The 23391-nt window shown below is 62.2% G+C and carries 25 protein-coding genes; 8 read left to right on the forward strand and 17 right to left on the reverse strand.

Going from position 1 to position 23391, the window contains the following annotated elements:
• Positions 1 to 32: 32 nt before the first annotated feature.
• Together ACWHYV_RS19500 and alaC are read right to left on the reverse strand one after the other, a co-directional pair.
• Positions 33 to 1346 (reverse strand): homoserine dehydrogenase, encoded by a 1314-nt coding sequence (locus ACWHYV_RS19500; RefSeq protein ID WP_447978153.1) that lies wholly within the window; start codon positions 1344 to 1346, stop codon positions 33 to 35.
• Entirely contained in the window at positions 1343 to 2530 is a 1188-nt protein-coding gene (alaC, locus tag ACWHYV_RS19505; protein WP_447978154.1) for an alanine transaminase, read from the reverse strand. Before alaC ends, ACWHYV_RS19500 begins: the two co-directional genes overlap by 4 nt.
• A 14-nt stretch (positions 2531 to 2544) precedes the next feature.
• Here alaC and ACWHYV_RS19510 point away from each other — a divergent pair, with 14 nt between their 5' ends.
• From ACWHYV_RS19510 to mutS, 8 genes are read left to right on the forward strand one after another with little or no spacing between them, the layout of a single operon-like run.
• Complete coding sequence (locus ACWHYV_RS19510) at positions 2545 to 2775, forward strand: hypothetical protein (protein ID WP_447978155.1); 231 nt, start codon at positions 2545 to 2547, stop codon at positions 2773 to 2775.
• A 7-nt stretch (positions 2776 to 2782) separates the two neighbouring features.
• The gene (locus ACWHYV_RS19515) at positions 2783 to 3496 is read left to right on the forward strand and encodes a pyridoxine 5'-phosphate synthase (RefSeq protein WP_447978156.1); all 714 of its coding nucleotides are present in this window, start codon (positions 2783 to 2785) and stop codon (positions 3494 to 3496) included.
• 4 nt (positions 3497 to 3500) lie between these two features.
• Positions 3501 to 3884 (forward strand): holo-ACP synthase, encoded by a 384-nt coding sequence (acpS, locus tag ACWHYV_RS19520; RefSeq protein WP_447978157.1) that lies wholly within the window; start codon positions 3501 to 3503, stop codon positions 3882 to 3884.
• A gap of 44 nt (positions 3885 to 3928) precedes the next feature.
• Positions 3929 to 5488, forward strand: a complete 1560-nt coding sequence (locus ACWHYV_RS19525; protein WP_447978158.1) for an NAD(P)H-hydrate dehydratase — start codon at positions 3929 to 3931, stop codon at positions 5486 to 5488.
• Positions 5466 to 6059 (forward strand): tRNA (adenosine(37)-N6)-threonylcarbamoyltransferase complex ATPase subunit type 1 TsaE, encoded by a 594-nt coding sequence (tsaE, locus tag ACWHYV_RS19530; RefSeq protein ID WP_447978159.1) that lies wholly within the window; start codon positions 5466 to 5468, stop codon positions 6057 to 6059. Before ACWHYV_RS19525 ends, tsaE begins: the two co-directional genes overlap by 23 nt.
• Positions 6056 to 6670 carry an HIT family protein gene (locus ACWHYV_RS19535; protein ID WP_447978160.1) on the forward strand — a complete coding sequence of 205 codons (615 nt, stop codon included), beginning with the start codon at positions 6056 to 6058 and terminating at the stop codon, positions 6668 to 6670. The genes tsaE and ACWHYV_RS19535 overlap by 4 nt, the downstream gene beginning before the upstream one ends.
• The gene (locus tag ACWHYV_RS19540) at positions 6667 to 6993 is read left to right on the forward strand and encodes a LapA family protein (protein WP_447978161.1); all 327 of its coding nucleotides are present in this window, start codon (positions 6667 to 6669) and stop codon (positions 6991 to 6993) included. The genes ACWHYV_RS19535 and ACWHYV_RS19540 overlap by 4 nt, the downstream gene beginning before the upstream one ends.
• Entirely contained in the window at positions 6986 to 9610 is a 2625-nt protein-coding gene (gene mutS, locus ACWHYV_RS19545; RefSeq protein WP_447978162.1) for a DNA mismatch repair protein MutS, read from the forward strand. Before ACWHYV_RS19540 ends, mutS begins: the two co-directional genes overlap by 8 nt.
• A gap of 165 nt (positions 9611 to 9775) precedes the next feature.
• On the opposite strand, the gene ACWHYV_RS19550 is transcribed toward mutS, so the two are convergent.
• The 15 genes from ACWHYV_RS19550 to ACWHYV_RS19620 form a co-directional block, all read right to left on the reverse strand.
• Positions 9776 to 10390: a hypothetical protein gene (locus ACWHYV_RS19550; protein ID WP_447978163.1), complete on the reverse strand. Its 615-nt coding sequence runs from the start codon at positions 10388 to 10390 to the stop codon at positions 9776 to 9778.
• A gap of 104 nt (positions 10391 to 10494) precedes the next feature.
• Positions 10495 to 11004 (reverse strand): hypothetical protein, encoded by a 510-nt coding sequence (locus ACWHYV_RS19555; protein WP_447978164.1) that lies wholly within the window; start codon positions 11002 to 11004, stop codon positions 10495 to 10497.
• A 270-nt stretch (positions 11005 to 11274) separates the two neighbouring features.
• Positions 11275 to 12528 (reverse strand): M16 family metallopeptidase, encoded by a 1254-nt coding sequence (locus ACWHYV_RS19560; protein WP_447978165.1) that lies wholly within the window; start codon positions 12526 to 12528, stop codon positions 11275 to 11277.
• Position 12529: 1 nt separating this feature from the next.
• Positions 12530 to 14629 carry a polyribonucleotide nucleotidyltransferase gene (gene pnp, locus ACWHYV_RS19565; protein WP_447978166.1) on the reverse strand — a complete coding sequence of 700 codons (2100 nt, stop codon included), beginning with the start codon at positions 14627 to 14629 and terminating at the stop codon, positions 12530 to 12532.
• 196 nt (positions 14630 to 14825) lie between these two features.
• Positions 14826 to 15095 carry a 30S ribosomal protein S15 gene (rpsO, locus tag ACWHYV_RS19570; protein WP_447978167.1) on the reverse strand — a complete coding sequence of 90 codons (270 nt, stop codon included), beginning with the start codon at positions 15093 to 15095 and terminating at the stop codon, positions 14826 to 14828.
• Between the two features lie 20 nt (positions 15096 to 15115).
• Complete coding sequence (gene truB, locus ACWHYV_RS19575; RefSeq protein WP_447978168.1) at positions 15116 to 16102, reverse strand: tRNA pseudouridine(55) synthase TruB; 987 nt, start codon at positions 16100 to 16102, stop codon at positions 15116 to 15118.
• Positions 16103 to 16104: 2 nt separating this feature from the next.
• Positions 16105 to 16512 carry a 30S ribosome-binding factor RbfA gene (gene rbfA / locus ACWHYV_RS19580; RefSeq protein ID WP_447978169.1) on the reverse strand — a complete coding sequence of 136 codons (408 nt, stop codon included), beginning with the start codon at positions 16510 to 16512 and terminating at the stop codon, positions 16105 to 16107.
• A gap of 6 nt (positions 16513 to 16518) precedes the next feature.
• Entirely contained in the window at positions 16519 to 16788 is a 270-nt protein-coding gene (locus ACWHYV_RS19585; protein WP_447978170.1) for a DUF503 domain-containing protein, read from the reverse strand.
• Between the two features lie 44 nt (positions 16789 to 16832).
• Complete coding sequence (gene infB / locus ACWHYV_RS19590; protein ID WP_447978171.1) at positions 16833 to 19409, reverse strand: translation initiation factor IF-2; 2577 nt, start codon at positions 19407 to 19409, stop codon at positions 16833 to 16835.
• Between the two features lie 60 nt (positions 19410 to 19469).
• Positions 19470 to 20639, reverse strand: coding sequence for a transcription termination factor NusA (gene nusA, locus ACWHYV_RS19595; RefSeq protein WP_447978172.1), 1170 nt, complete (start codon positions 20637 to 20639; stop codon positions 19470 to 19472).
• A gap of 33 nt (positions 20640 to 20672) precedes the next feature.
• On the reverse strand, positions 20673 to 21092 hold the full coding sequence (locus tag ACWHYV_RS19600; RefSeq protein ID WP_447978173.1) for a ribosome maturation factor RimP: 420 nt from the start codon (positions 21090 to 21092) through the stop codon (positions 20673 to 20675).
• A gap of 133 nt (positions 21093 to 21225) precedes the next feature.
• Positions 21226 to 22086, reverse strand: coding sequence for a D-amino-acid transaminase (dat, locus tag ACWHYV_RS19605; RefSeq protein WP_447978174.1), 861 nt, complete (start codon positions 22084 to 22086; stop codon positions 21226 to 21228).
• A complete protein-coding gene (locus ACWHYV_RS19610; protein WP_447978175.1) occupies positions 22079 to 22417 on the reverse strand; it encodes a protease inhibitor I42 family protein in 339 nt (112 codons plus the stop codon). Before ACWHYV_RS19610 ends, dat begins: the two co-directional genes overlap by 8 nt.
• Before the next feature lie 35 nt (positions 22418 to 22452).
• Positions 22453 to 22770 carry a Rieske (2Fe-2S) protein gene (locus tag ACWHYV_RS19615; protein ID WP_447978176.1) on the reverse strand — a complete coding sequence of 106 codons (318 nt, stop codon included), beginning with the start codon at positions 22768 to 22770 and terminating at the stop codon, positions 22453 to 22455.
• 42 nt (positions 22771 to 22812) lie between these two features.
• Positions 22813 to 23289 (reverse strand): DUF192 domain-containing protein, encoded by a 477-nt coding sequence (locus ACWHYV_RS19620; RefSeq protein WP_447978177.1) that lies wholly within the window; start codon positions 23287 to 23289, stop codon positions 22813 to 22815.
• Positions 23290 to 23391 lie beyond the last annotated feature (102 nt).

The raw sequence follows: 23391 nt of genomic DNA on the forward strand, positions 1-23391 counted from the left end.
TGAGACGATCGGATGGACGGGGGCGCATGGGATTACTCGTCGTGCCCCTCGACGCGGATCAACGTGGTGGGCTCGGAAATGAAGGGCATACGATCGATGTCACGCAAGGCCGATCGTACGTCTCGTTCACGGGCCATGTGGGTCATGATGACGACGGGGACTGTTTGGCCTTCCTTACGACCCTTCTGAAGGACGGATGAAATGCTGATGCCATACCCGCCCAGCACACCGGAGATTTGCGACAAGACGCCCGGGCGATCGACGACCATGAATCGAAGATAATACAGCGAAGCGATCTCTTCCATCGGGAGAATGCGCAACGGTCGCCGCTGGTCTTGCTGGAACGACGCGGGCGGCACACGTCCGGCTCCGCCCGTCAAGAGGTTGCGGGCGATGTCGATGACGTCGCTCACGACGGCGCTGCCCGTCGGAAGCGATCCTGCACCGCGCCCATAGAGAACAATGTCTTCCACCGCATCCCCGACCAACTGGATCGCATTGTAGACCCCTTCGACCTGCGCCACCGGGGAGGTGAGAGGAATCATCGTCGGGTGCACGCGCGCCTCGACTTGGTCCCCTTGCAGCTTGGCGATGCCCAACAGCTTGATCGTATACCCGAATTCTCGGGCATACGCGATGTCGAGCGGCGTCAAGTGGGTGATCCCTTCCGTGTGCACCTCTTTGAAATTGACCGGTGTCCCATAGGCGAGCGTGACCATGATGGACAGCTTGTGCGCGGAATCGATACCCGCCACATCGAACGCCGGATCGGCCTCCGCATACCCGGCCCGCTGGGCCTCCGCAAGGACATCCTCAAAGCCGTGTCCCTCACGAGTCATTCGACTCAGGATATAGTTGGACGTCCCGTTGATGATGCCGTACATCGAGACGATGCGGTTGCCCGCCAACCCTTGCGTCAGCGCCCGAATGACGGGAATCCCCCCGCCGACGCTCGCTTCGAACCCGAGATCCACATGATGGCGAGCGGCCGCTTCAAAAATCTCTTCCCCGTGCATGGCCAGCAAGGCCTTGTTGGCCGTCACCACCTGCTTGCCCTTGGCGATCGCCTCCAAGATGACCCGTTTGGCGGTGTCGTACCCTCCGATCAATTCCAAGACGATGTCGATGGACGGGTCGTCGAGCACCTGACGGAGGTCCGCGGTCAGGACACCGTCCGGCAGGCGAACGCCGCGATCCCGGATGGTATCCACATCGCAGACCCGGCTGAGCTCGACGGGGACCCCGACACGGCGGCGAATGAGCTGCGCATTGTCGAGCAGAATCTTCGCCACACCCGTCCCCACGGTCCCGAAGCCAACCAGGCCAACCGAAATGGAGGACTTCATACTTCGCCTCCATCGAGCTTCAAGGCCTTCTTGATCCCGCGCACGGCCTGACGGGTGCGATGCTCGTTCTCCACCAATGCGAACCGGACGTACTCATCCCCGCCTTCGCCGAACCCGATGCCGGGGGAGACGGCGACCTTCGCTTCATGCAAGAGCAGCTTGGAAAATTCCAGCGAGCCCAAGCCTCGATACGCCGCAGGAATCTTGGCCCACACGAACATGGTCGCCCGTGGCTTTGCTACGCCCCACCCGATCCGATTCAAGCCGCCGACGAGCACGTCCCGGCGGCGTTGATAGCGTGCCACGGTCTCCCTCACGCAATCCTGGGGCCCGTTCAGCGCGATGATGCTCGCAATTTGAATCGGCTGAAAGATGCCGTAGTCCAGATAACTCTTGATCTTCGACAACGCGCCCACGACCTCTCGGTTGCCGACGCAGAAACCCACGCGCCAACCCGGCATGTTGTAGCTCTTCGACAGGGTATAAAACTCCACGCCGACGTCCTTCGCTTCCGGCACTTGGAGGAGACTTGGAGCCCGGTACCCGTCGAACACGATGTCGGCGTAGGCCAGATCATGGATGACGATGACCTCGTGCTCCTTGGCAAACGCCACGACCTTCTTGAAGAACTCCAGATCCACGACCGCCGTCGTCGGGTTGTGTGGGAAATTGATGACCAGGATCTTGGGGCGCGGCAAGGTCTGACGATAGACCCGTTGAAGGTCATCGAAGAAATCGCTGTCTTGCCGCAACTCGATGCCCCTGACCTCCCCGCCCGCGATGATGACGCTGTACATGTGAATCGGGTACGTGGGCGTCGGGGTCAGGACGACGTCACCGGGGCCGATCATCGCCAACGCAAGATGGGCAATCCCTTCCTTCGACCCGATCGTGACGATCGCCTCCGTCTCCGGGTCGAGCTCCACGTCGTAATTGCGCTTGTACCAGTCGCAGATCGCATGTCGCAGTCGGGTGATGCCGCGCGACGCCGAGTAGCGGTGGTTCTTGGCGTTCCGGGCCGCCTGGATCATCTTCTCGACGATATGCTCCGGCGTCGGTTGATCAGGGTTGCCCATCCCGAAATCGATGATGTCCTCTCCGCGATGGCGAGCATCGAGCTTGAGCGCCTGGACCTGGGCAAAGACATACGGTGGGAGCCGACTTATGCGGTAAAAAGCCTGCACACTGCCTCGTGTGGATGGTTGAGATTCGGGTTCAACGACTTGGCACCGAAGAAGTGGCCACAATTGTAATGCAGCGCGGTAAATTCAGTCAATTTATTCTGAAGTTCAGCGCGCTTGCTCTTCGCGACGACGAGCGCCATGAGCAGCATGACCCTCGACGGCTCGATCGCCGTCCGTTCGCCTGCTTGTCAGGCCTGGCCGTTTTTGCCATAATGCCGCAAAACTTCGGCAAAACAATGAATTAAGGCCACTATGCCACGATTGGGCGTCAACATCGATCACGTCGCGACCTTGCGCCAAGCCCGCGGAGGAACGGAGCCGGATCCCATCGCCGCGGCGGTGCTCGTGGAACTGGCCGGGGCCGATGGTCTCGTCGTCCATCTTCGCGAAGACCGCCGCCATATTCAGGACCGCGACCTGACCCTGCTCAGGCAGATCATTCAGACCAAATTGGATTTGGAGATCGCCGCGGACGAGGCGATCGTCAAGACCGCCCTGACGATCAAACCCCATCTCGTCACACTGGTGCCGGAGCGCCGTCAAGAGCTCACCACAGAGGGGGGGCTCGAAGTAGCCGGACAGCGCGAGCGGATCAAAGCGGTCGTCGATCTGCTCCACGATGCCGGGATCCCTGTGAGCCTCTTTGTCGAACCGGACCTCGATCAGATCCGAGCCGCGCACAAGGTCGCGGCCGACTATGTGGAGCTGCACACCGGCCGCTATGCCAATGCCCGCCTTCTCAAGGAAGAGCAGGCCGCCCTGGAGAGCATCGCGCAGGCAGCCAAGCTCGCCTATAAGCTTGGGATGGGGGTCAGCGCAGGACACGGCCTCACCTATCGCAACGTCAAGCGACTCACCCAAATTCCCGAGATCGTGGAGTACAACATCGGCCATAGTATCATCGCGCGCGCCGTGTTCGTCGGACTCGACCAGGCCGTGCGTGAGATGAAACAGTTGTTGAGTTGACGCCATGGCGGTCGTCGGTATCGGTCTCGACCTCGTCAAGATCGCCCGGATCCAAGCGATCTTGGAACGCTGGGAGGAACGCTTTCTCGCACGGGTCTATACGGATGCCGAGCGCCGGCTCATCGAACGACGCCCGGCACCGGCGGTGTCGTTCGCCGGGCGATTCGCCGCCAAAGAAGCGGTCCTCAAAGCGCTGGGAACCGGCTGGGCCTCCGGCGTCAGCTGGCTGGACGTCCAGATCCTCAATGACGCACACGGCCGCCCCGTCGCCACCCTTCACGGCCGTGCCGGCCTTTTAATGGCACGGGCGGGCGTGACACAGGTCCACGTGAGCGTTTCCCATGACGAGGACTATGCGGTGGCCCAGGCTGTGCTGACGACCGATTAGGCGCAGGCTTGTCACGGCTTCCAACGAGCGGCGTCTTTCCGGCCATGAAAATCGTAACCGGCAAACAGATGCAAGCCCTGGATCGACGCACCATCCAGGAAGCCGGCATACCGGGAGCCACGTTGATGCTCCGGGCCGGCGCCGGGGCGGCTGAGCTCATCGAGCGCCGCTATGCTCCCGTGAGCCGGAAGGTGGTGACGATCTGTTGCGGCAAAGGCAACAACGGCGGCGATGGCTTCGTCGTGGGCCGGTTACTCCACCGGAAGGGCGCACGGGTGACGGTCTGTCTCTTTGCGAAGGCCGCTGACGTGCGAGGGGACGCTCGAACGATGTACCGGCGGTTCGTCGCGACGGCCGGACGCCGGGCCGTCCTCACCTGTCCTACCAGAGTCGCGCTTCGTTCCCGGTTGCGATCGTCGGATGTCATCGTCGATGCCCTCCTCGGCACCGGCCTCTCTGCCCCAGTGACAGGGCCGTTGGCCGAAGCGATCGAGGCGATCAATGAGGCCAAGGTCCACGCGGGTGCCCCCGTCGTAGCCATCGACATACCATCAGGCATCGACGCCGACAGTGGTGCGGTGCTCGGCACAGCGGTATCCGCGGATACCACCGCCACCTTCGGGCTCCCCAAATTGGGGCTCTATATCGGACCGGGGCTCGACCACGCGGGCCGGGTGGAGGTCGTCGACATCGGCATCCCCCACGAATATGTGGACGCCCTGGAAAGCACGGTGACCTTGATCACCCGCGAGTCGGTACGCCATGTGATCCCATCGCGGCCTCCGTCGGCGCACAAGGGCACCTACGGCCATGCCGCGATCATGGCGGGCTCCGTCGGCAAAACCGGCGCGGCGGCGATGGCGGCCATGGGTGCGCTCCGCGTGGGAACCGGGCTCGTGTCAGTGGCGACGCCGGCGAGCTGCAACGACGTGCTGGAAGCGAAATTACTGGAGGCCATGACGGCTCCGATGCCCGAGACAGACGCCAAAAGCCTGGCTTCTTCGGCGCTCGAACCGTTGCTGGCTTTCGTGCAGGCGCGGACAGCGGCGGCGATCGGTCCAGGATTGACCGTTCATCCCGATACCAGTGCGCTGGTTCGACGACTCCTGGAACGAGTCGACAAGCCGATGGTCGTGGATGCCGACGGGCTCAATGCGCTGACGGGACACCTCGGCGTCTTGGCTGCCTGCAAGCACCCACCGGTGCTCACTCCGCACCCTGGAGAAATGGCACGATTGGAAGATCAGGCCACGGCCCACACGATCAATGCAGACCGGCTGGGAACCGCCACCCGATTCGCTCGGCAGCATCGCGTCATCCTGGTTTTGAAAGGCGCCCGAACCATTGTGGCGGATACGAGCGGCGCCGCGGCGATCTGCCCGACCGGGAACCCGGGCATGGCGACGGCGGGGACCGGCGATGTCCTCACCGGAATGATCGCCGGCCTGTTGGCCCAGCGACTCCCGCCCTGGGAGGCGGCCTGCGCCGCGACCTATCTTCATGGCCTGGCCGGCGATTTGGCGGCCGCGCGACTCGGCCAGGCGGGGATGACCGCGCGAGATGTCCTCGACCAGATTCCCTATGCCCTCAGCCAAACGGTCTGAACGCTCCGCCGCTCGGGTGCCTCCCCCGCACGCGCATCCGACCGGTCAGGGATGGTCGGTTCGGTCGACGTCGCCGAATCAGACGGCTCGACTCGGTCAGGCGATCGGGCAACGGCTGGAAGGTGGCGAAGTCTTCGCCTTGTGTGGGGACCTCGGATCGGGGAAGACGGTGTTCGTACGCGGGTTGGCCGCAGGGCTCGGAGTCGCCGAGCGTGCGGTCAGCAGCCCGACATTCGTCCTGGTCCATGAGTATCGGGGTCGCTTACGCCTGGCCCATGCCGACCTCTACCGGCTCGACGCCCCCCCGGCTCTTGCGGGTCTCGGCCTCGACGAGTACTTCGACGGCAACACGGTCGTAGCCGTCGAATGGGCCGATCGAGCGGAGGATCGCCTTCCAAGCGATCGGCTGACTCTGAGCTTCGAACACATCGGACCCAAGACGCGCCGGATACGAATCGGTGCGACCGGCGCCCACTCCCAGAAGGTTCTCGAACGGCTTTTTCCGCGACCGAGGACGGAGAGGAGACCCGATCACCGGCGAACGGCTACTTCGGGTGGAGGCTCCCGATGAAAGTGCTCTGGGCTCCATGGCGCATGGCGTATATCCAATCCTCTCGCAAGCCGGTTGCCTGCATCTTTTGCACAAAGGTGCGTGAGCGGCGCGATTCGGCAAACCTCATCCTGTACCGTAGCCGGCATGCGTTCGTCGTGATGAACCTCTTCCCGTACAACACGGGGCACTTGCTCATCACGCCCTACGCTCACGTGGCCGATTTGGATGCGCTCATCCCGGAGGCGGCCCTCGACCTCTTTGCGCTCACGAACTTGAGCGTGAAAGCGCTGCGCCTGGCGCTGCATCCCGAGGGTTTCAACATCGGGATCAATCTCGGCCGGGTCAGCGGCGCAGGCATCGATTCACATCTCCATCTCCACATCGTCCCGCGGTGGAACGGGGACACCAATTTCATGCCGCTGTTTTCCGAAGTCCGTGTGATGCCCGAACACCTCGGTGCGACCTATCGAAAGCTGCGACAGGTGTTCCGTCGCCTGGGACAAGACGCCGTGGTCGAAGGCGGCACCAGCAATGGGACGGCAACGGCAACGAGGCGCCGACTGCCGGGACCGGACGGAGGACGCAGAACCCATACGGGGCTGAGACGTCCGCCGGCGAAACGCTCATGATCCGGTTGGTCTTGGTCGGCATCCTCCTGCTGCTGTCACTCTCGTTCTTCCTGGAAAACCAGGAGCAGGAAGTCACGCTCCATTACTTCTTCGGCTTGCGCTCCGCCTCCACCCCCATCTACAAGCCGATCCTGAGCGCCTTTGCGATTGGCATTATCGTGGCCTCCATTCTGCTCTTCCCGGCATGGATCAATGGACGGATCGAACTGCGCAGGAAAACCAAAGCCCTGCAGGAGGCGGAGGCCGACCTGGAAGAGCTGCGGAAGGCGTTGGGGAGAATGTCCACCCCGACCTCGTCAGAGGAGGAACTCTCGGATGACTGAGAGCGAGACGACCCCCTTGATGCGTCAGTACCGTGAGATCAAGCAGGCGCACCGGGACGCGATCCTTTTTTTCCGGGTCGGCGACTTCTACGAGATGTTTTACGAGGATGCCGAAACTGCGGCCGGCATCTTGAACATCGCGTTGACGTCGCGGGACAAGCACAAGGCGGACCCCGTCCCCCTCTGCGGAGTCCCGCATCACGCGGCGATGAACTACATTGCCAAGCTGTTGAAAGCGGGCCGCACCGTTGCGCTGTGCGATCAAGTCGAAGACCCGAAATTAGCCAAGGGCCTTGTCCGTCGAGAAGTCGTCCGTGTCTATACGCCCGGCACCTTGATCGATCCGGAGCTGCTCTCGCCCATCGAGGCGGTGTACCTGGCCGCGGTGGCGGTCCAAGGATCAGGTGACGGTCCTATCGGGCTGTCCATGCTCGATTCGTCGACCGGGGAATTTTGGCTGGCGGAATTCAACGGGCCGGCGGCCGTATCGGATCTCGAAGACGAACTCTTCCGGCTCGAGCCGCGGGAATTATTGTTTCCGCCGTCGCTTCCCGAAGCGGTCCACCGGGTGGTGACTGGATTGAAGCGGACCCGCGTGAGTCAGCAGGAGGCGGCTACGTTCGATCTCGATCGGGCGCAGCGGATCCTGCATGACCACTTTGGCGTCGCCTCGCTCGAAGGGTTCGGATGCCGGGGGCTCAAGGCCGGCATCCAAGCGGCCGGCGCTGTCCTGCACTACCTGCGAGTGACCCAGCCGACGGCGAGATTGTCTCATCTCTCCACGTTGCGCGTCCGCCGATTCGGGCGCTCGATGCACTTGGACAGCGCGACGATCCGGAACCTGGAACTCGTCAGGCCGTTGGCAGACGACCGCGCCGATGCGACACTGATGTCCGTACTGGACCGGACGGTCTCCGCCATGGGGGGCCGTCTCCTGCGCGATTGGATTCTTCATCCGCTGCTCGATCCCGGCGCGATCAACGCCCGTCTCGACGCGGTCGACGCGCTCGTCGGAGACCTAGAGAGGCGGACACGGATTCGAGCCGAACTCCGCCGCGTCCAAGATCTTGCACGGTTGAGCAGCCGTCTGACGATGGGAGCCGCGACACCGCGTGAGCTGGTTGCGCTCAAGAGCTCGGCAGAGGCCTTGCCGGGGTTGCGCAGCCTGCTTTCTTCTTTCCATGCGCCGCTCATCACGGATTTACTCAGTCGTTGGGATGATCTGTCGGACGTGCGCCATCTGATCGAGCAGACGATCGTCCCCGATGCCCCGGCGACTACCCGTGAAGGCGGCATCATCAAGGACGGATACCACGCCGATCTAGACGAGCTGCGGCGGACCTGCCGGGAGGGGAAGAGCTGGATCGCCCGATTGGAAGCCGAGGAGCGAGCCCGCACGGGGATCGACTCCTTGAAGATCCGATTCAACCAAGTCTTCGGCTATTACCTGGAGGTGACGAAGGCCAATACGGAGCGTGTCCCCGACCGTTACATCCGGAAACAGACCCTGGCGAACGCCGAACGGTTCACGACCCAGGAGCTGAAAGAATTGGAGGATCGGGTCACCGGAGCCGACCTCAAGATGATGGTGTTGGAACAGGAGCTGTTCGAGAGGGTCCGGGGGACACTGAGCGGACACTGTCGCCGCCTGCAGGCCATGGGCGAGGTCCTGGCCACGCTCGACGTCCTGTCGGCCTTGGCTGAAGCGGCAACCAGCAACCGATACGTCCGTCCGTCCATTGCAGACGACGGCATCCTCGACATCGCGGACGGCCGTCACCCCGTGGTCGAACAACTCACCACTCCCGACGGGTTCATCCCGAACGATGTGGCCCTCGACCTCGACCGCCGACGTCTGATCGTCTTGACCGGACCGAACATGGCTGGAAAGAGCACGTACCTGCGCCAAATTGCGCTCATCGTGCTCATGGCCCAAATGGGCGGGTTCGTGCCGGCTCGGCGCGCGCACATCGGCATCGTAGATCGTATCTTCACGCGTGTGGGGGCGAGCGACAACTTAGCCGGCGGACAGAGCACGTTCATGGTCGAGATGACTGAAACGGCACAAATCCTTCACAACGCCACGCGACGGAGCTTGATCCTTCTCGATGAGATCGGCCGGGGGACGAGCACGTACGATGGCCTCAGCATCGCCTGGGCCGTCGCCGAATACTTGCTGGATCCCGCAACGATCGGAGCCAGAACCCTCTTTGCCACTCACTACCACGAGATGACGGAATTCGCCGAGCAACGCGAGGGAGCACGGAACTGCACGGTGCTGGTCAAGGAGCGAGATGAGGAAGTGATTTTTCTGCGAAAGATCGTCGACGGGGGTGCGGACCGGAGCTATGGGATCCATGTCGCCCGGCTGGCCGGCCTTCCGTTACCGGTGATCCGGCGCGCCAAGGAGGTTCTCGCCCGCCTGGAATCGGCAGGCGCTTCCTCTTCCACATTCGAGAGACCGGAAGACCAAGAGGACCCACCGCCACCCAACCTCCCGACGCCGCATCCACTCATTGAAGAAGTGCGTCAGATGGAACTCTTCTCCATGACGCCGCTCGAGGCGCTCAACAGGCTGGCCGACTTGCAACGGCGCCTGGCCGACCCACCGCGCTGACCTTCGCGATCTGAGAAAACAGGCTCACCTGGCATTGACGGCCAGATCGTCGGCCTAACTTCGCGGACGAAATCGGAACTCAATGACGGATGCACCGGACCGTCAAAGCAAAACGGCGGTGTCCCTTGCGAGACACCGCCGTCTGTTGACTCGAAACGCCCGAACTCAGTGAGCCGAACTCTTCCCTTCGTTGTACGGTGCCGTCCAGGGAATCAATCCCGCAACAGGCTTTCCGCCCGGAATCAAGACGTCGTACTGCATGGGAACAGCACTCTCACCCTTCGGAGAGGTATTCAACTCCTGCTTGGCCTTGTAGCAGTTACTGTCCAACTCATCCTTGCCCTCGCAAGCCTTGACGCGAAGAGCCGAAATGCTGCGGGTCTTGCCCGGCTCGCCGGCAACTTCCGGCAACTTCTTGACCGAGGAGATCACCCGGCGATTCTGCTCGACTTCCTGGGCGGTAAATTCGACCAGCGTGGCTTGAGAGGCGGGGGGAACTTCCTTCGCAGCGGCCGGACCGGCATGCGGGCGGGCCATCGACTTCAACTGCTCCCACACTTCCTTGTTCGCCGCATAGAACTTCAGGTTCTTGCCCGGGTGGATCTTCTGCCAAAAATACCCGCTTTCGGCATTCCCACCGAAGACGGCGATGTTGATCCAGACCGCCTCGTCATAGGGGTCGAGAATGATCACCCGCCCCTGCAGGGTGGTCGGCTTGCTCATATCACCCCATTCAAAACGCTCCTGGAATGCTTCGATGGCCATCGCGGCCGAGGCCATGCTGACCACAAGAGCCACGGCGGCGACCAGGGCCCATCCCTTCCTCTGTGTCATGATGACATCCTCCTTGCAGTATCAAGAAATAATGAATGCCGTCGCAATTGCTAGTCCTTCAGGACCTTGAATCCGGTGATGGTCCGGCCGTCAAGCGATACTTCGAGTGCCACGAGATCCTGCGACGCCTTGATCAGTTGATCCATCAATGCCTTGTCCTTTACCTGAAGGCGAACCGTGGTCTGGGCGTGGTACCACCCGGCGTATGGATTGTTCTTTTCGGTTCCACCCGTGAATCCCCAGGCGCAGCAGGTAAAGAGAGGGTCCGGCGGCTTGACGTCCAAGTCGCTCGAGGTGCGCCCGAACGGGGTGCCGGAAGCGGGGTCCCCCGTGTTCCAGTATTGAATCCCGAAGAGGATCTCTTTATCGGGGTTGTCCGCCCACTGAGACCAGACGCGCCCCTTCAACGTTTTGACGGTCTCGCCCTTGAGAGCTTGACCACCGACGATTTTGCTGGTCGGCCCCCCGCCGGCCGGCGCGTCCGCGGCGGCGGCGAAGCCAGCCGTCAGCAAGCCGAGCCCAAACAATGCTGTTGCGGCTATGACGACTCCCCTCATCATACGTATCCCTCCTTCATAAAACATGAAAGCCCCCATGAGAACCAAACGAGATGTGCTGTGCAAAGAAAAGACCGAAAGAAAGAGAAAGATGTTCAGCGGCCAGAGGTGCGCACCTCCTTTCTCTTTGGTTCGTTTTCATGCGGTAGGCGGAAAAAGTCATAAGCAGGGGCTGATCCTAGCTAATCAAGGCACCCTTGTCAAGGAATTATTTGGCGCCTCCGAAGGACCGTGCACGGACGGAAGCGCTGAATCTTCCGATGAATTCTCAGCTCAAGGAATCGCCGAAGCAAGGGCGCGACCGGACACGGGACCGAGCGCCGTAATCGACATGGAGGAGGTGTCGAGGAGGGTCCGCGCCAAGTGATGAACGTGGTGACCGGTAAGCTGATCGATCTTCGCCGTGACTTCCGCGAGCGAAAGCGGACGGCCGTGGTACAACTCGTCCTTCGCCAACTTACTCATCCGGCTCTGAGTACTTTCCAGGCTCAACATGAGGCTGCCCTTCATCTGGTCTTTGGTCTTCTGCAGCTCTTTGCGGTCCAGGCCGTCGCGCGCGATGCGGCGAATCTCACGGCAAATCAATTCCACCACGCGCGTCGCTTCACGGGGCCGCGTGGCCGCATAGACCGTCAAGACGCCGCTGTCCGAAAAGGAAGCCGCATACGAATAAATCGAGTAGGCCAGCCCCCGCCGCTCCCGGATCTCTTGGAACAATCGCGAGCTGACGCTTCCGCCCATCACGGCGTTCAACGCGTGAAGCGCATACCGATTCTTGTCGTCCAACGGAAGCCCTCTGAATCCGAGGCACAGGTGAGCTTGTTGAAGCGGTTTTCGCCGAACGAGGAGGCCGCCGAACACGTCCGATGGCCAGCGGCTGAGCCGCGGGTGATGCCACCGCACGAACCCGCCAAAAAGGCGGTCCAACGTGCGTCGCAGGCCGGCCGGCTCGAAGTTCCCGGCGACCGAAATCAAGGTCTGGGAGGGATGATAGTGAGCCTCGATAAAGCGGAGAAGATCCTCACGGCGAAGACGCTGAATCGTTTCAGGCCGCCCCAAAATGGGCCGCCCCAGCGGATGACCTTTGAGCATCTGCTCCGTGTGAAGATCCTGCACGAGGTCTTCCGGATCGTCCTCCACCATGCGGACCTCTTCGAGCACCACCTGCTTCTCTTTCTCGACCTCTTTGGGATGAAACTGCGAGTGGTGGAACAGATCGGCGAGGAGCGCCAGTGCATGATCGAGATGTTGATCGAGCACCTTCACATAGAACGTGGTCGTTTCACGCCCGGTGAAGGCGTTCATCTCGCCGCCCAGCGCATCGATCTCGAGTGAGATCTGGGCGGCCGAGCGCGTCCGAGTCCCTTTGAAGAACATGTGCTCGATGAAGTGGGAATAGCCCTCCTCCCCCGTCTCTTCATCCCGCGACCCCACGTTCACCCAAATGCCCACGGTGACGGACTTCACTGAGGGCATCCGTTCCGTGACGACGCGGACCCCATTGTCGAGGGTGAATTTCCGGTACATGTCAGCCGGCCGCTGGAGCGCTTGGAGCGGGCAACGTTTCCTTTCGACTCAAGCGGATCTTGCCTTGCTTGTCGATCTCGAGGACCTTGACCAGGATCTGCTCGCCCTCGGTCACTTCATCGGACACCGACTTCACGCGATGATGCGCCAATTGCGAGATGTGGACGAGGCCATCGGTGCCGGGGAGGATTTCGACGAACGCCCCGAAGTCCATGATCTTTCGCACCGTCCCCAGATAGACCTTGCCCACCTCGACCTCCTCGGTCAGCCGGTTGATCATGTCCTTGGCTTTTTGCGCCGAGGCTTCGTCCGTGGCCGCAATCGAGATGTCGCCGGAATCGTCGACGTTGATCTTCACGCCGCACTCGGCGATGATTCCCCTGATCGTCTTTCCGCCCGGCCCGATCACGTCCCTGATCTTGTCTTGCTTGATCTTCATCGTGAAGATCCTCGGGGCGAACGGGGAAAGCTTCTGCCTGGGGGCCCCCAAGGTTTCCGCCATGCGAGCCAGGATGTACAATCGGCCGTCCCGCGCCTGATTCAGGGCTTGCCGCATCAAATCGGGCGTGATCCCGCCGATTTTGATATCCATCTGCAGGGCCGTGACGCCATTGCGCGTTCCGGTCACCTTGAAATCCATGTCGCCGAGATGGTCTTCGAGGCCGAGGATATCGGAAAGCACCATGACCCGATCGCCTTCCTTGATGAGGCCCATCGCGATGCCGGCCACGGGCTCCTTGATCGGCACCCCGGCATCCATGAGGGCCAGCGTACCGCCGCATACCGTCGCCATCGAGGAGGACCCGTTCGATTCGAGGATATCGGACACGATCCGCAGCGTGTACGGAAACTTGTCCTTGCCCGGGATGACGGGCCTCAGCGCCCGCTCGGCCAGCGCGCCGTGCCCGACTTCGCGACGACCCGGCGAACGCAACGGCCGCGCTTCCCCCACACTGAAGGGGGGGAAGTTGTAGTGCAACATGAACGTGCGGTAATACTCGCCCTCGAGGGCATCGATGCGCTGTTCATCCTCGGTGGTCCCCAAGGTGACCACGGCCAGACTTTGCGTTTCGCCGCGCGTAAAAAGCGCCGACCCGTGCGTACGGGGGAGCACACCGACTTCGCAGGTAATGGCTCGGATCTCGCTGGGTCCTCGGCCATCGGCCCGGACCCCCCTCTCGAGGATCATGTTCCGGACTTCGCTGTACTCGAGCGAATGAAAGATGAGCTTGATGTGGCGTTCCCGATTGGGATCCTCGCCCCTGAGCTTTTCCACGGCCTCATCACGAATCTGATCGAGGCGCTCTTGGCGCGCCGTTTTGTTCGGGATCAAAATGGCCTCCCGGATCGGCCCGGCTACCAATCGCCGCACCTCTTCGGCCAAGGCCGGGTCGATTTCCTCGGCTTTGATCGTTCGCTTGCTCTTGCCGGCCATCGCCTTGAGATCCAAGATCTTCGCCACGATCTTTTTGATCTCGACATGGGCGATCTCGATCGCTTCGATCATCGTGGCTTCCGGCAATTCATTGGCGCCGCCTTCGACCATCATGACAGCATCAGCGGTCCCAGCGACGACCAAATGCAACTCACAGCTCTCGAGGCTCGTCATGTCGGGGTTGACGACGAACTGGCCGTTCACCCGGCCGATCTTGACGGCCGCGACCGGCCCGTTAAAAGGAATATCCGATACTTCCAGCGCCGCGGACGACGCGATCATGGCCACCACGTCCGACGAGCCCGTCTGATCAGCCGAGAGAACGGAGGCAATGACCTGCGTCTCATAGTAAAACCCTTCGGGAAACAGGGGCCGGATGGGACGATCGATCAGGCGGCTCGTCAGCACTTCCTTCTCTGAGGGACGCCCCTCCCGCTTGAAATAGCCGCCGGGGATCTTCCCGGCCGCATAGGCCTTTTCCTGATAATCGACGGTCAACGGGAGAAAATCGGTACCCGGCTTCACGGTTTGCGACGCAACGGCGGTTGCCAGGACGACCGTGTCCCCGTACGATGCCAAGACCGAGCCGTCGGCCTGTTTGGCCACGCGACCCGTCTCGAGCCGGAGCGTCCGGCCCGCTACTTCCATCTCGACGCTGTGCACCATTCTGTGGTCTCCTTTCTGTGGTCTCTGCTCTGTCCCACAGATGCCCACAGAGATAGGCTCAGGTGAAGTACCGGGCCGAAGCACGCGCCCGATGCGAGCCCCCCACTCTCTCGCAACACTCCGATGAGCCTATGTCCGTGTTCACCTGTGAGGACAGCCCTTCAGACGCCGGCGTTGGGCCGGCGTCGGGATGTGATTACTTGCGGATGCCCAAACGATCCAGCACCGCCCGATATCGCGCCTCGTCATGCCGCCGCAGATAGTCCAGCAGCCGACGGCGCTGCCCCACCAACTGCAGTAACCCGCGCCGCGAGTGATGATCCTTGCGATGCAACTTGAAGTGCTCGGTCAAGTAACTGATCCGGTTCGTCAGAATGGCAATCTGCACCTCCGGCGATCCGGTATCCGTCTCATGCTGCCGAAACTGCCCGATCAACTCCCCTTTGGCTTCCCGTGTCAGCGCCATTATTCTCCTCCTTCTGCTGCCTAGGTCTCGACCACCGCACCCGGCGTCGTTGTCTGCACCAAAATTTTCTCGATCTTGACGGAGTCGATTCGATCACGCTGCCCTGATGCGGTCCCAAGGCCGATGAGCAGCCCGTCCGGGCCCTTCAGTCGAACACGGAAAGGCTCAGCGGCCTTCAGATTGGGTTCCTCAGTGAACTCACCGGCCCAGCGAACGGCGTGCGCCGGAATCGGAACGCCGTAGCGTGCCCGCTCGGCCGCCGGCTCGCTGACGACCAGCGCCGGGAGATGCGCAAGGGCAGCGTCCAGCGAGAGCATCGCCAGACGACCGTGCCGATAGTCGTCGATGGTCTCTTCGATCGTCCGCGCGGCCTCGATCGCCAACGGTCCCACCCGTGTCCGCTCGAGAGCGAGCAAATGCCCTCCGACTCCGAGCCCCTCTCCGATATCCGCACACAGGGTCCGAACATAGGTTCCCTTCGAACAGCGAACACGGAAGGCGACGTCGGGGAGAGCAATCGACAACACGTCGAGGTCATACACCGTCACCGGCCTCGGCTCACGCTCGACGGTCCGCCCCGCCCGTGCCGCTTTGTAGAGCGGTTGACCGGCCACTTTGACCGCGGAATACATCGGGGGAACTTGCGTGATCGATCCTCGGAATCGGTCGATCGCCTCACGGATCTGCTCCAGGGAGAGATGCGCCACGGGTCGTCGGGCCACGATCGCTCCCGTTGCATCCTGCGTCTCGGTGGTCACACCCAGACGCAGGACGGCACGGTACTCTTTGTCCCAGTCGAGCAGATATTCGGCGATCCGGGTCGCGCGGCCGACCAGGACCGGCAAGACGCCGGTCGCGGTGGGATCCAAGGTGCCGCCGTGTCCGATGCGAAAGCCCGGGAACAAGGGGCGCAGCTTGGCAACGACGTCGTGCGAGGTCCAGCCGGGCGCCTTGTTCACGTTGAGGACTCCGTCTCGGCTGCCCACCGATCCCGCTTCCTTCGCCATGATCACGCCCGGCCCTTGCCCTGGTCGATGGATGAATCTCGGCCGCCCGGCCGGTGCGACGGCTCTGCAAGCTGGTCGAGAAGCGACAGGATCCGATCTCCTCTCGCCCCGGCCGTATCCTTGTGAAAGAAGAGCTCCGGGGTATATCGCAAGTTCAGGCGACGTCCCAATTCACTCCGGATGAATCCAGCGGCCTTGGCCAGGCCCGTCATTGCCTCAGCCTCCTGCTGGGCGTCCGGACCGGCGGTGACGAAGATCCGGGCGAGCCGAAGATCGCTGGTCAACTCGACATCGGTCACGGTCACGACGCCGACGCGGGGATCCTTGGTCTTGCGCATGAGGATGTCGGCCACTTCCGCGCGGATTTGATCCGCGACGCGAGTGGCCCGAGAATAGGCTGTCTTCGCCATCGTCTTCTACAAATATTCGATCTGGAACTTCACGAGGTCGACCATCGGAACCGAACGGATCAAGTTCATCGCCTGATCGAGCACCTGGTTCACGTGCTTCTGCTCGTTCGCGACGCACGCGATGCCCAGGATGGCCTTTTGCCACAGCTCCTGGTCGCCGACTTCGGCCACCGAGACGTTGAAACGGTCCCGCACGCGATCTTTCAGACTCAGGAGAACCTGACGCTTCGCCTTCAAGGACTGGCTGTCCGGCAGGTACAACTCAACGGTGCACAATCCGACAATCATGCGCGGCGAAGGGAGAAGGCCCGGAAGGCGCGCTAGAGCTTGGTGGCCACTTTGTCGACGGTATAGGCTTCGAGGATATCACCGGGCTTGACATCGCTGAAATTCTCCACCGCGATGCCGCACTCGTAGCCCTGCTGCACTTCGCGCACGTCGTCTTTGAACCGCCGCAACGACCCGATCTTCCCCTCGTAAATGACGACGTGATCCCGAATGACTCGCACACCGGCGCTCGCCCTCGTGATCGTCCCGTCGATGACATAACAGCCCGCGATCGTCCCGGCCTTGGGAATGTTGAATACCTGGCGGACCTCGGCTCGGCCTAGCACGCGCTCCTTGAGCGTCGGTTCCAAGAGGCCTTCCATGGCCGCTTTGATGTCCCCAATGGCGTCGTAGATGATGGTGTAGAGCCGCACGTCCACACCCTCCCGTTCAGCCAGCGCCGAAGCCTTGGGTTCAGGGCGGACATTGAACCCGATGATGATCGCGCGCGACGCTGAGGCGAGCAGGACATCGGTCTCAGTGATGCCGCCCACGCCGCTGTGGATCACACGCAACTTCACCGCTGGAGTGGAGAGCTTCTGCACCGCATCGGACAGCGCCTCGGCCGACCCTTGAACGTCCGCCTTGATGACGAGGGCCAATTCTTTGACGTCGCCTTCCTTGATGCGCGTGTAGAGATCGTCGAGGGTGACGCGGCCGCCGCCGGCCGCCAACTCCGCGGCCCGCTGCTTCTGCAGCCGGTCCTCGGCCACCTGGCGGGCGACTCGCTCATCCGCCACGGCGACGAACTGATCGCCCGCCGACGGGACGCCCGGTAATCCGATCACTTCGACCGGCACCGACGGGCCGGCCTCGGTCAACTTGCCCCCGGTATCCGAGATCAGCGCACGGACGCGCCCGCTGAACGTCCCGACGACGAAGGCGTCGCCGACCCGCAGGGTGCCGCTCTGGACCAGCACGGTCGCCACCGGTCCTCGCCCACGCTCCAGCTTCGCCTCGATGACCGTTCCCTTTGCCAATCGCTTGGGATTGGCTTTCAGCTCGAGGACTTCAGCTTGCAGCAAGATCATCTCGAGAAGGGTGTCGAGCCCGGTTTTCTGCTTCGCGGATACTTCAACGAAGATCGTTTGCCCGCCCCACTGCTCCGGGATCAGGTTGTGCTCGGCCAGGGCATGCTTGACGCGGTCCGGATTCGCGCCGGGCTTGTCGATCTTGTTGATCGCCACGATGATCGGGACGTTCGCCGCTGTCGCGTGTGCAATCGCTTCGACGGTCTGGGGCATTACACCGTCATCGGCGGCCACCACCAGGATGACGATATCCGTGACCTTGGCGCCGCGCGCCCGCATCGCGGTGAAGGCTTCGTGGCCCGGGGTGTCGAGGAAGGTGATGCGCTTGCCGTTGGTCTGGACGACGTAGGCGCCGATGTGCTGCGTGATCCCGCCCGCCTCCTGTTCGGTGACGTGCGTCTGCCGGATCGCATCCAGTAAGGAGGTCTTGCCGTGGTCCACATGCCCCATGATCGTGACCACCGGGGGCCGAAGCTCCAAGTCCTCCTGCTCGGCCGATTCGACCACGTCTTGCAACAGATCTTCCCCCTGCTTCTCGACCGCCACCTCGGCCTTCATCCCGAGACCCTCGGCGATCAACACCGCCGCATCGGGATTGATCGGCTGGTTCAGCGTCAGCATCTGTCCCATTTCCATCAATTTCCGGATCACATCGCCGGGCCGCTGCCCCACCATTTCGGCGAAGTCCTTGACGGTCAGGCCAGCGGACAGCCGGATAATCTTTTTCCGAGGCTTCGTGATTTCGGCAACCGGTGAAGGCTGGACGTGCCGCGAGCGATCGTCCCGCCGATGCACCGGAATCGCACGCAAGTCCTGCCACCGGGTGACGTCTTCCCGGAACTTATAGTCTTCTTCTTCACGGACCCGGCCCGGCTTCTTCTGCTTCTTTAGCTTGTCCTTCAGGCTCGCCTCGTCCGCAGGGGCCGCGACTTCGGGAGGCCGCTTGGCTGCAGGGGCAGCACCTGGCGCCGGAGTCCCTACCGGGGCCGCGGGAGCGGTCGCCACGGCCGGCTGCCCTTCGGGCATAGCGGGCCTGTGAGCCTCCTCCCGTCCTTTTGCACCGGCTTCCCAAGCAAGAGGCGGAATGGCAGGATGCAGCACGGGTTCGGCGCCGGCGGGAGCCGATGTCGGCTGAGCGGACGGCGGTGGGACGACCGGCGGTACGTTCGGAAGCTCCGTGCTGATCTGGGCGGCTGCCGGCTCGGCAGGTCCTGGGGGAGCGGCAATGGCCGCTTCGGCTTCGAGTTCTTCCTCGGTCTTCTTGCGCTTGATGAGAATTCGCTTCTTGTCGACTTTCGGCGCCTCTTCGGCCACGGCCGTCCTTGCGCCCGACAGGCCATCGTCGCGTAGCGTTTTCCCATCGCGTCCGGCGCTGCTCACCCGAGCGGTACGTTCCGCCGCCCCGGTTTTCTGTCCGGATCCTGACCTCGAGAAGTGCTCCATCACCCGTTGAACCGTGGCGTCATCGAGCGCACTGCTATGCGAGGCCACGGCGATCCCGAGTCGCTTCAACTCCGGGATCAAGGTGCGATTTTCCATCCCGAGCTTCTTGGCTAATTCGTATACCCTCATTGCGTTGGGTCCTGCCTCTTCCTCGAATCAACTGGGAACCGACGGAGCCCCGGAGGCCTGAGCCGCCGCTTCCTGCTGGGCACGCGCCTCTTCCTGCTCGCGCTGAGCCTCGGCCTCCTCGGCCAGGGCCGCCTTGATCTCTCGGTCTCGTTCGACCTTCTCTTTCTCGTATTCCGTCGCGCTGATGATGTCGATCTTCCATCCGGTCAGTTTCGCGGCCAGCCTGACGTTCTGGCCGTTTTTCCCGATCGCCAACGAGAGCTGGGAGTCGGCGACGACCACGAGGGCGGATTTCTTCTCCTCATCGATGCCGACCTTTTCGATGGTCGCCGGATTGAGCGCCTCGGCGATAAAGACACGCGGATCGGACGTCCATGCGATGATGTCGATCTTTTCACCGCGCAACTCGCGGACGACCGCCTGTACGCGCGATCCCTTGATCCCGACGCACGCTCCCACCGGGTCCACGGCCTTATCGCGTGACGAGACCGCGATCTTCGTGCGATCGCCCGGCTCGCGGACCACGCCCTTGATCTCGACGATTTTTTCCGCGATCTCGGGCACCTCGAGCTCGAAGAGCTTGGCCACGAATTGCGGATGCGTCCGCGAGAGGATCACTTGGACGTCCTTGGGCGTCTTGCGGACCTCGAGCAAATACGCCTTGATACGGTCCCCACGCCGGTAGGTTTCTCGCGGGATCTGCTCGGACGCCGGAAGGACCGCCTCCGTCTTTCCGAGATCCACGAGATAGTTCCGGCGTTCCTGCCCCATGATGATGCCGTTGATGAGGTCGCCTTGGCGGGTCGAATACTCCTTGAGCACGGCCTCCCATTCGGCCTCGCGCACCTTTTGACAGATTACCTGCTTGGCGGTCTGCGCAGCGATGCGACCCAACTCGTCCATCTCGATCAGCGACCCGATCTCGTCGCCGATCTCAGCCTCACTGTCGATGCGGCGCGCCTCACTCAACGACACCTCGGACTTCGGGTTGGTGACGGTGTCCACGATCGTCTTGAGCGAGATGACCGAAATTTCCCCGGTCTTCGGATCGATCTGGACTTGGATGTTCTCTCCCTGCCCGAACCGCTTCTTCGCGGCGGTCTGCAGGGCCGACTCGACGGCGCTGATGATCTTCGCCTTGTCAATGCCCTTTTCCCTCCCGATCTGATCAATGACCGAAATCAATTCTCGATTCATATCCGATGGCCTCGCTGGTGACCGTCCGTCCGGTCAGAACTCTACTTCAAGGCGGCCGTCCGCAACGGCCCCCCATTCGACCCGCCGTTCCGTTCCCGTGAGGGACAGCGTGATGCCCTGCTCATCCACGCCCTGCAGGCGTCCGAGCAGCCGCCACTGCCCTTCCAAAGGCTGGCGCAATTTCACGCTGACCAGTTTTCCAACCGACCGCGCCCAGTCTTCCCGGCGTTTGAGAGGACGATCGAGTCCCGGGGACGACACCTCGAGCGTATAGGCGTGAGGAATCGGGTCCTGCACGTCCAAGGCGTGCCCCAACGAGACATGAACCTGCTCGCAATCCTCAAGAGTCACACCGGCCGGCTTGTCGATGAATACCCGCACCAGTGTTCGGGCACCCTGACCGCTGCACTCGACGTCCACGAGGTCGAGGGCCAACGCACGGACAATCGGCATCGCGATTTCACGCACCGACCGGGCTATGTGTTCGCTATCCGGCACGGCGACAGGTCGGGCGGCCGCTTTCGGCTCAAACAAAAAAGTGGGCCGCGGCCCACCTCAAAATGCGTCACAAGCTATCATGTCCGAATTACTGATGCAAGAGGGTCGCCACGCCCGCCTCGCGTTGGAACGCGGCGAGCAACCGAAGGGAGACGGGGCCCGGCCGGCCGTGACCGATGGGCACCCCGTCCAACCGAACCACGGGGAGCACTTCGACCGTCGTGCCGGTCAAACAGATCTCATCGGCGGCACGGAACTCGTCCAGCGCCATCTCACACTCTTCAACGGTGATGCCCTCCGCCCGGGCCAGATCGAGCACAATTTGGCGGGTGACACCCGACAGGATCATGGGCCCTTCGGGCGGAGTCCTGATCCGGCCCCCTTTCACCATCAAGACATTGCTGACCGATCCTTCCGTCACGATGCCCTGACGCACGAAGATGGCTTCAAAGACTCCCGCCTCCCTGGCTCGTTGACGGGCCAAGACGTTCGCCAGGAGATTGACACTTTTGATGTCGCATCGCCCCCAGCGCAGGTCTTCGGTCGTCATGGCGGCGACGCCGGCCGCTTGCAAATCTGCGACCAGGGGGCGGAGCTCGCGAATCGTCATCACGGCAGTCGGCTGGACCGCCACCGGGAAACCGTGATCGCGTGGGGCGACCCCGCGCGTCACCTGCAGGTAGACCTTGCTCTCTGCATACCCGGCTCGCGCCATGCCCTCCTGGATATAGTCACGCCACTGTGCCGTCGAATACGGCAACGCCAAGTCCAGGGCCTTTGCGCTCCGTTCGAATCGCTGAAGATGCAAGTCCAGGTGAAAGGGCCGGCCGCGATAGGTGCGCACCACCTCGTAGACCCCGTCCCCGAACTGGAAGCCCCGATCCTCCACGGAAACACGGGCCTCTTCAAGCGGCATGAACACGCCGTTGAGAAAACCGATGTCACCCATGACCGTCCCGCTCGGCGTTGGTCGAGACATCGAATACGTCGATCACGAAGACGCGCCGATCCTCGGCGGTGAACTTCCAGCCCATACGCTTCTCGAACAGAACCCGGTGGCTTCCGGCACGCAGTGGGCGGAATTCGAAGGTCCGCGTCCCCGCATCGACGGCGTTGTTGCTCGTCGTTCGTAGGAAATTCTCATCCACGAGCGCGAGCGCCGTCGCGTCATAGGAGGGAACCCACAACTCTCCGCGTGTCCGATCCTCCCACAACTTGAGCTGGATCGTCCCGGCGAGAGACGCCGAGATCCTCTTGACCTCTCGCTCGGCCTCTAACATGCTCGGCTCTGAATCATTGAAAAGGCATGCCTCTCTCACACTCTTCGCCGCCCGCCGACGAACACCTCGCCTTCTTCCACCTGTACGTCATAACTTCCCACGCAGTAGCCGCCGCCATCGGTGGCTTGGCCGTTCCTGAGATCGAATGCGAGATCGTGCCAGGGACAGTAGACCACGCATCCCTTGCGCCGCCCTTCGGCTAATGGTCCTCCTTCGTGGGGGCAAATGTTATAAATGGCATAGAACCGTCCGTTGATGTTGAACACGGCGATTTGCTTCTGGTCGATGAGCACGACCTTGACCTCTCCCGGTGGAATCTCATCCACTCGGGCGACGCGTGTAAATCCTTCCATGGTGGAGCAGTGACTTTCCGAAGTGACGGGTGCTTGTGAACGCTACATCCGGAGGGTGAACTTCAACTCCATTCCGGGCTCGATCTGTTCCTGAGCGACGAATCCTGCGGCCGTTTCAATGACATACCGGGCATGGTCGGGGGGCGGCCCATAGCTGGGACACGGATCCTGCCCGCACGGCTGCGCCCCCTGTACCGTATACACCACGTGGCGACTCTCGTCCGCCCAAATGATGTCGACGGGAGCCTTGAATCCCTTCGTTCGAACTCGGTGCGGCCCTGAGGTGTCGAAGATATACAGCATCCCGGCGTCCGGCGGCAACGGCTCGCGGAAGGCCAACCCGAAGAGAATCTTTTCCGGGGTGTCCGCCACCTCGGTTTCGAGTTGCGTCCCGCTCGGAAACGTGACGACGATCGTTTCGGTTCCCTTCTGATTGGTCAGGAACCAGCTCCCCGTGAGAAGAAGCAGCGCCAGGGCGATCAAGACGTAGACGCGACCGCGCTTCGGAGTACGGTCCATTTCAGCCCTCGGTTCCAATCAGATCCTCGGCCTCCCTACCACGGCCTTCTAGGCCCAATGACTCATATACATCAACGACATAGGGCTTCTGATCATGATAAT

The sequence above is a fragment of the Candidatus Nitrospira bockiana genome (assembly GCF_965152565.1).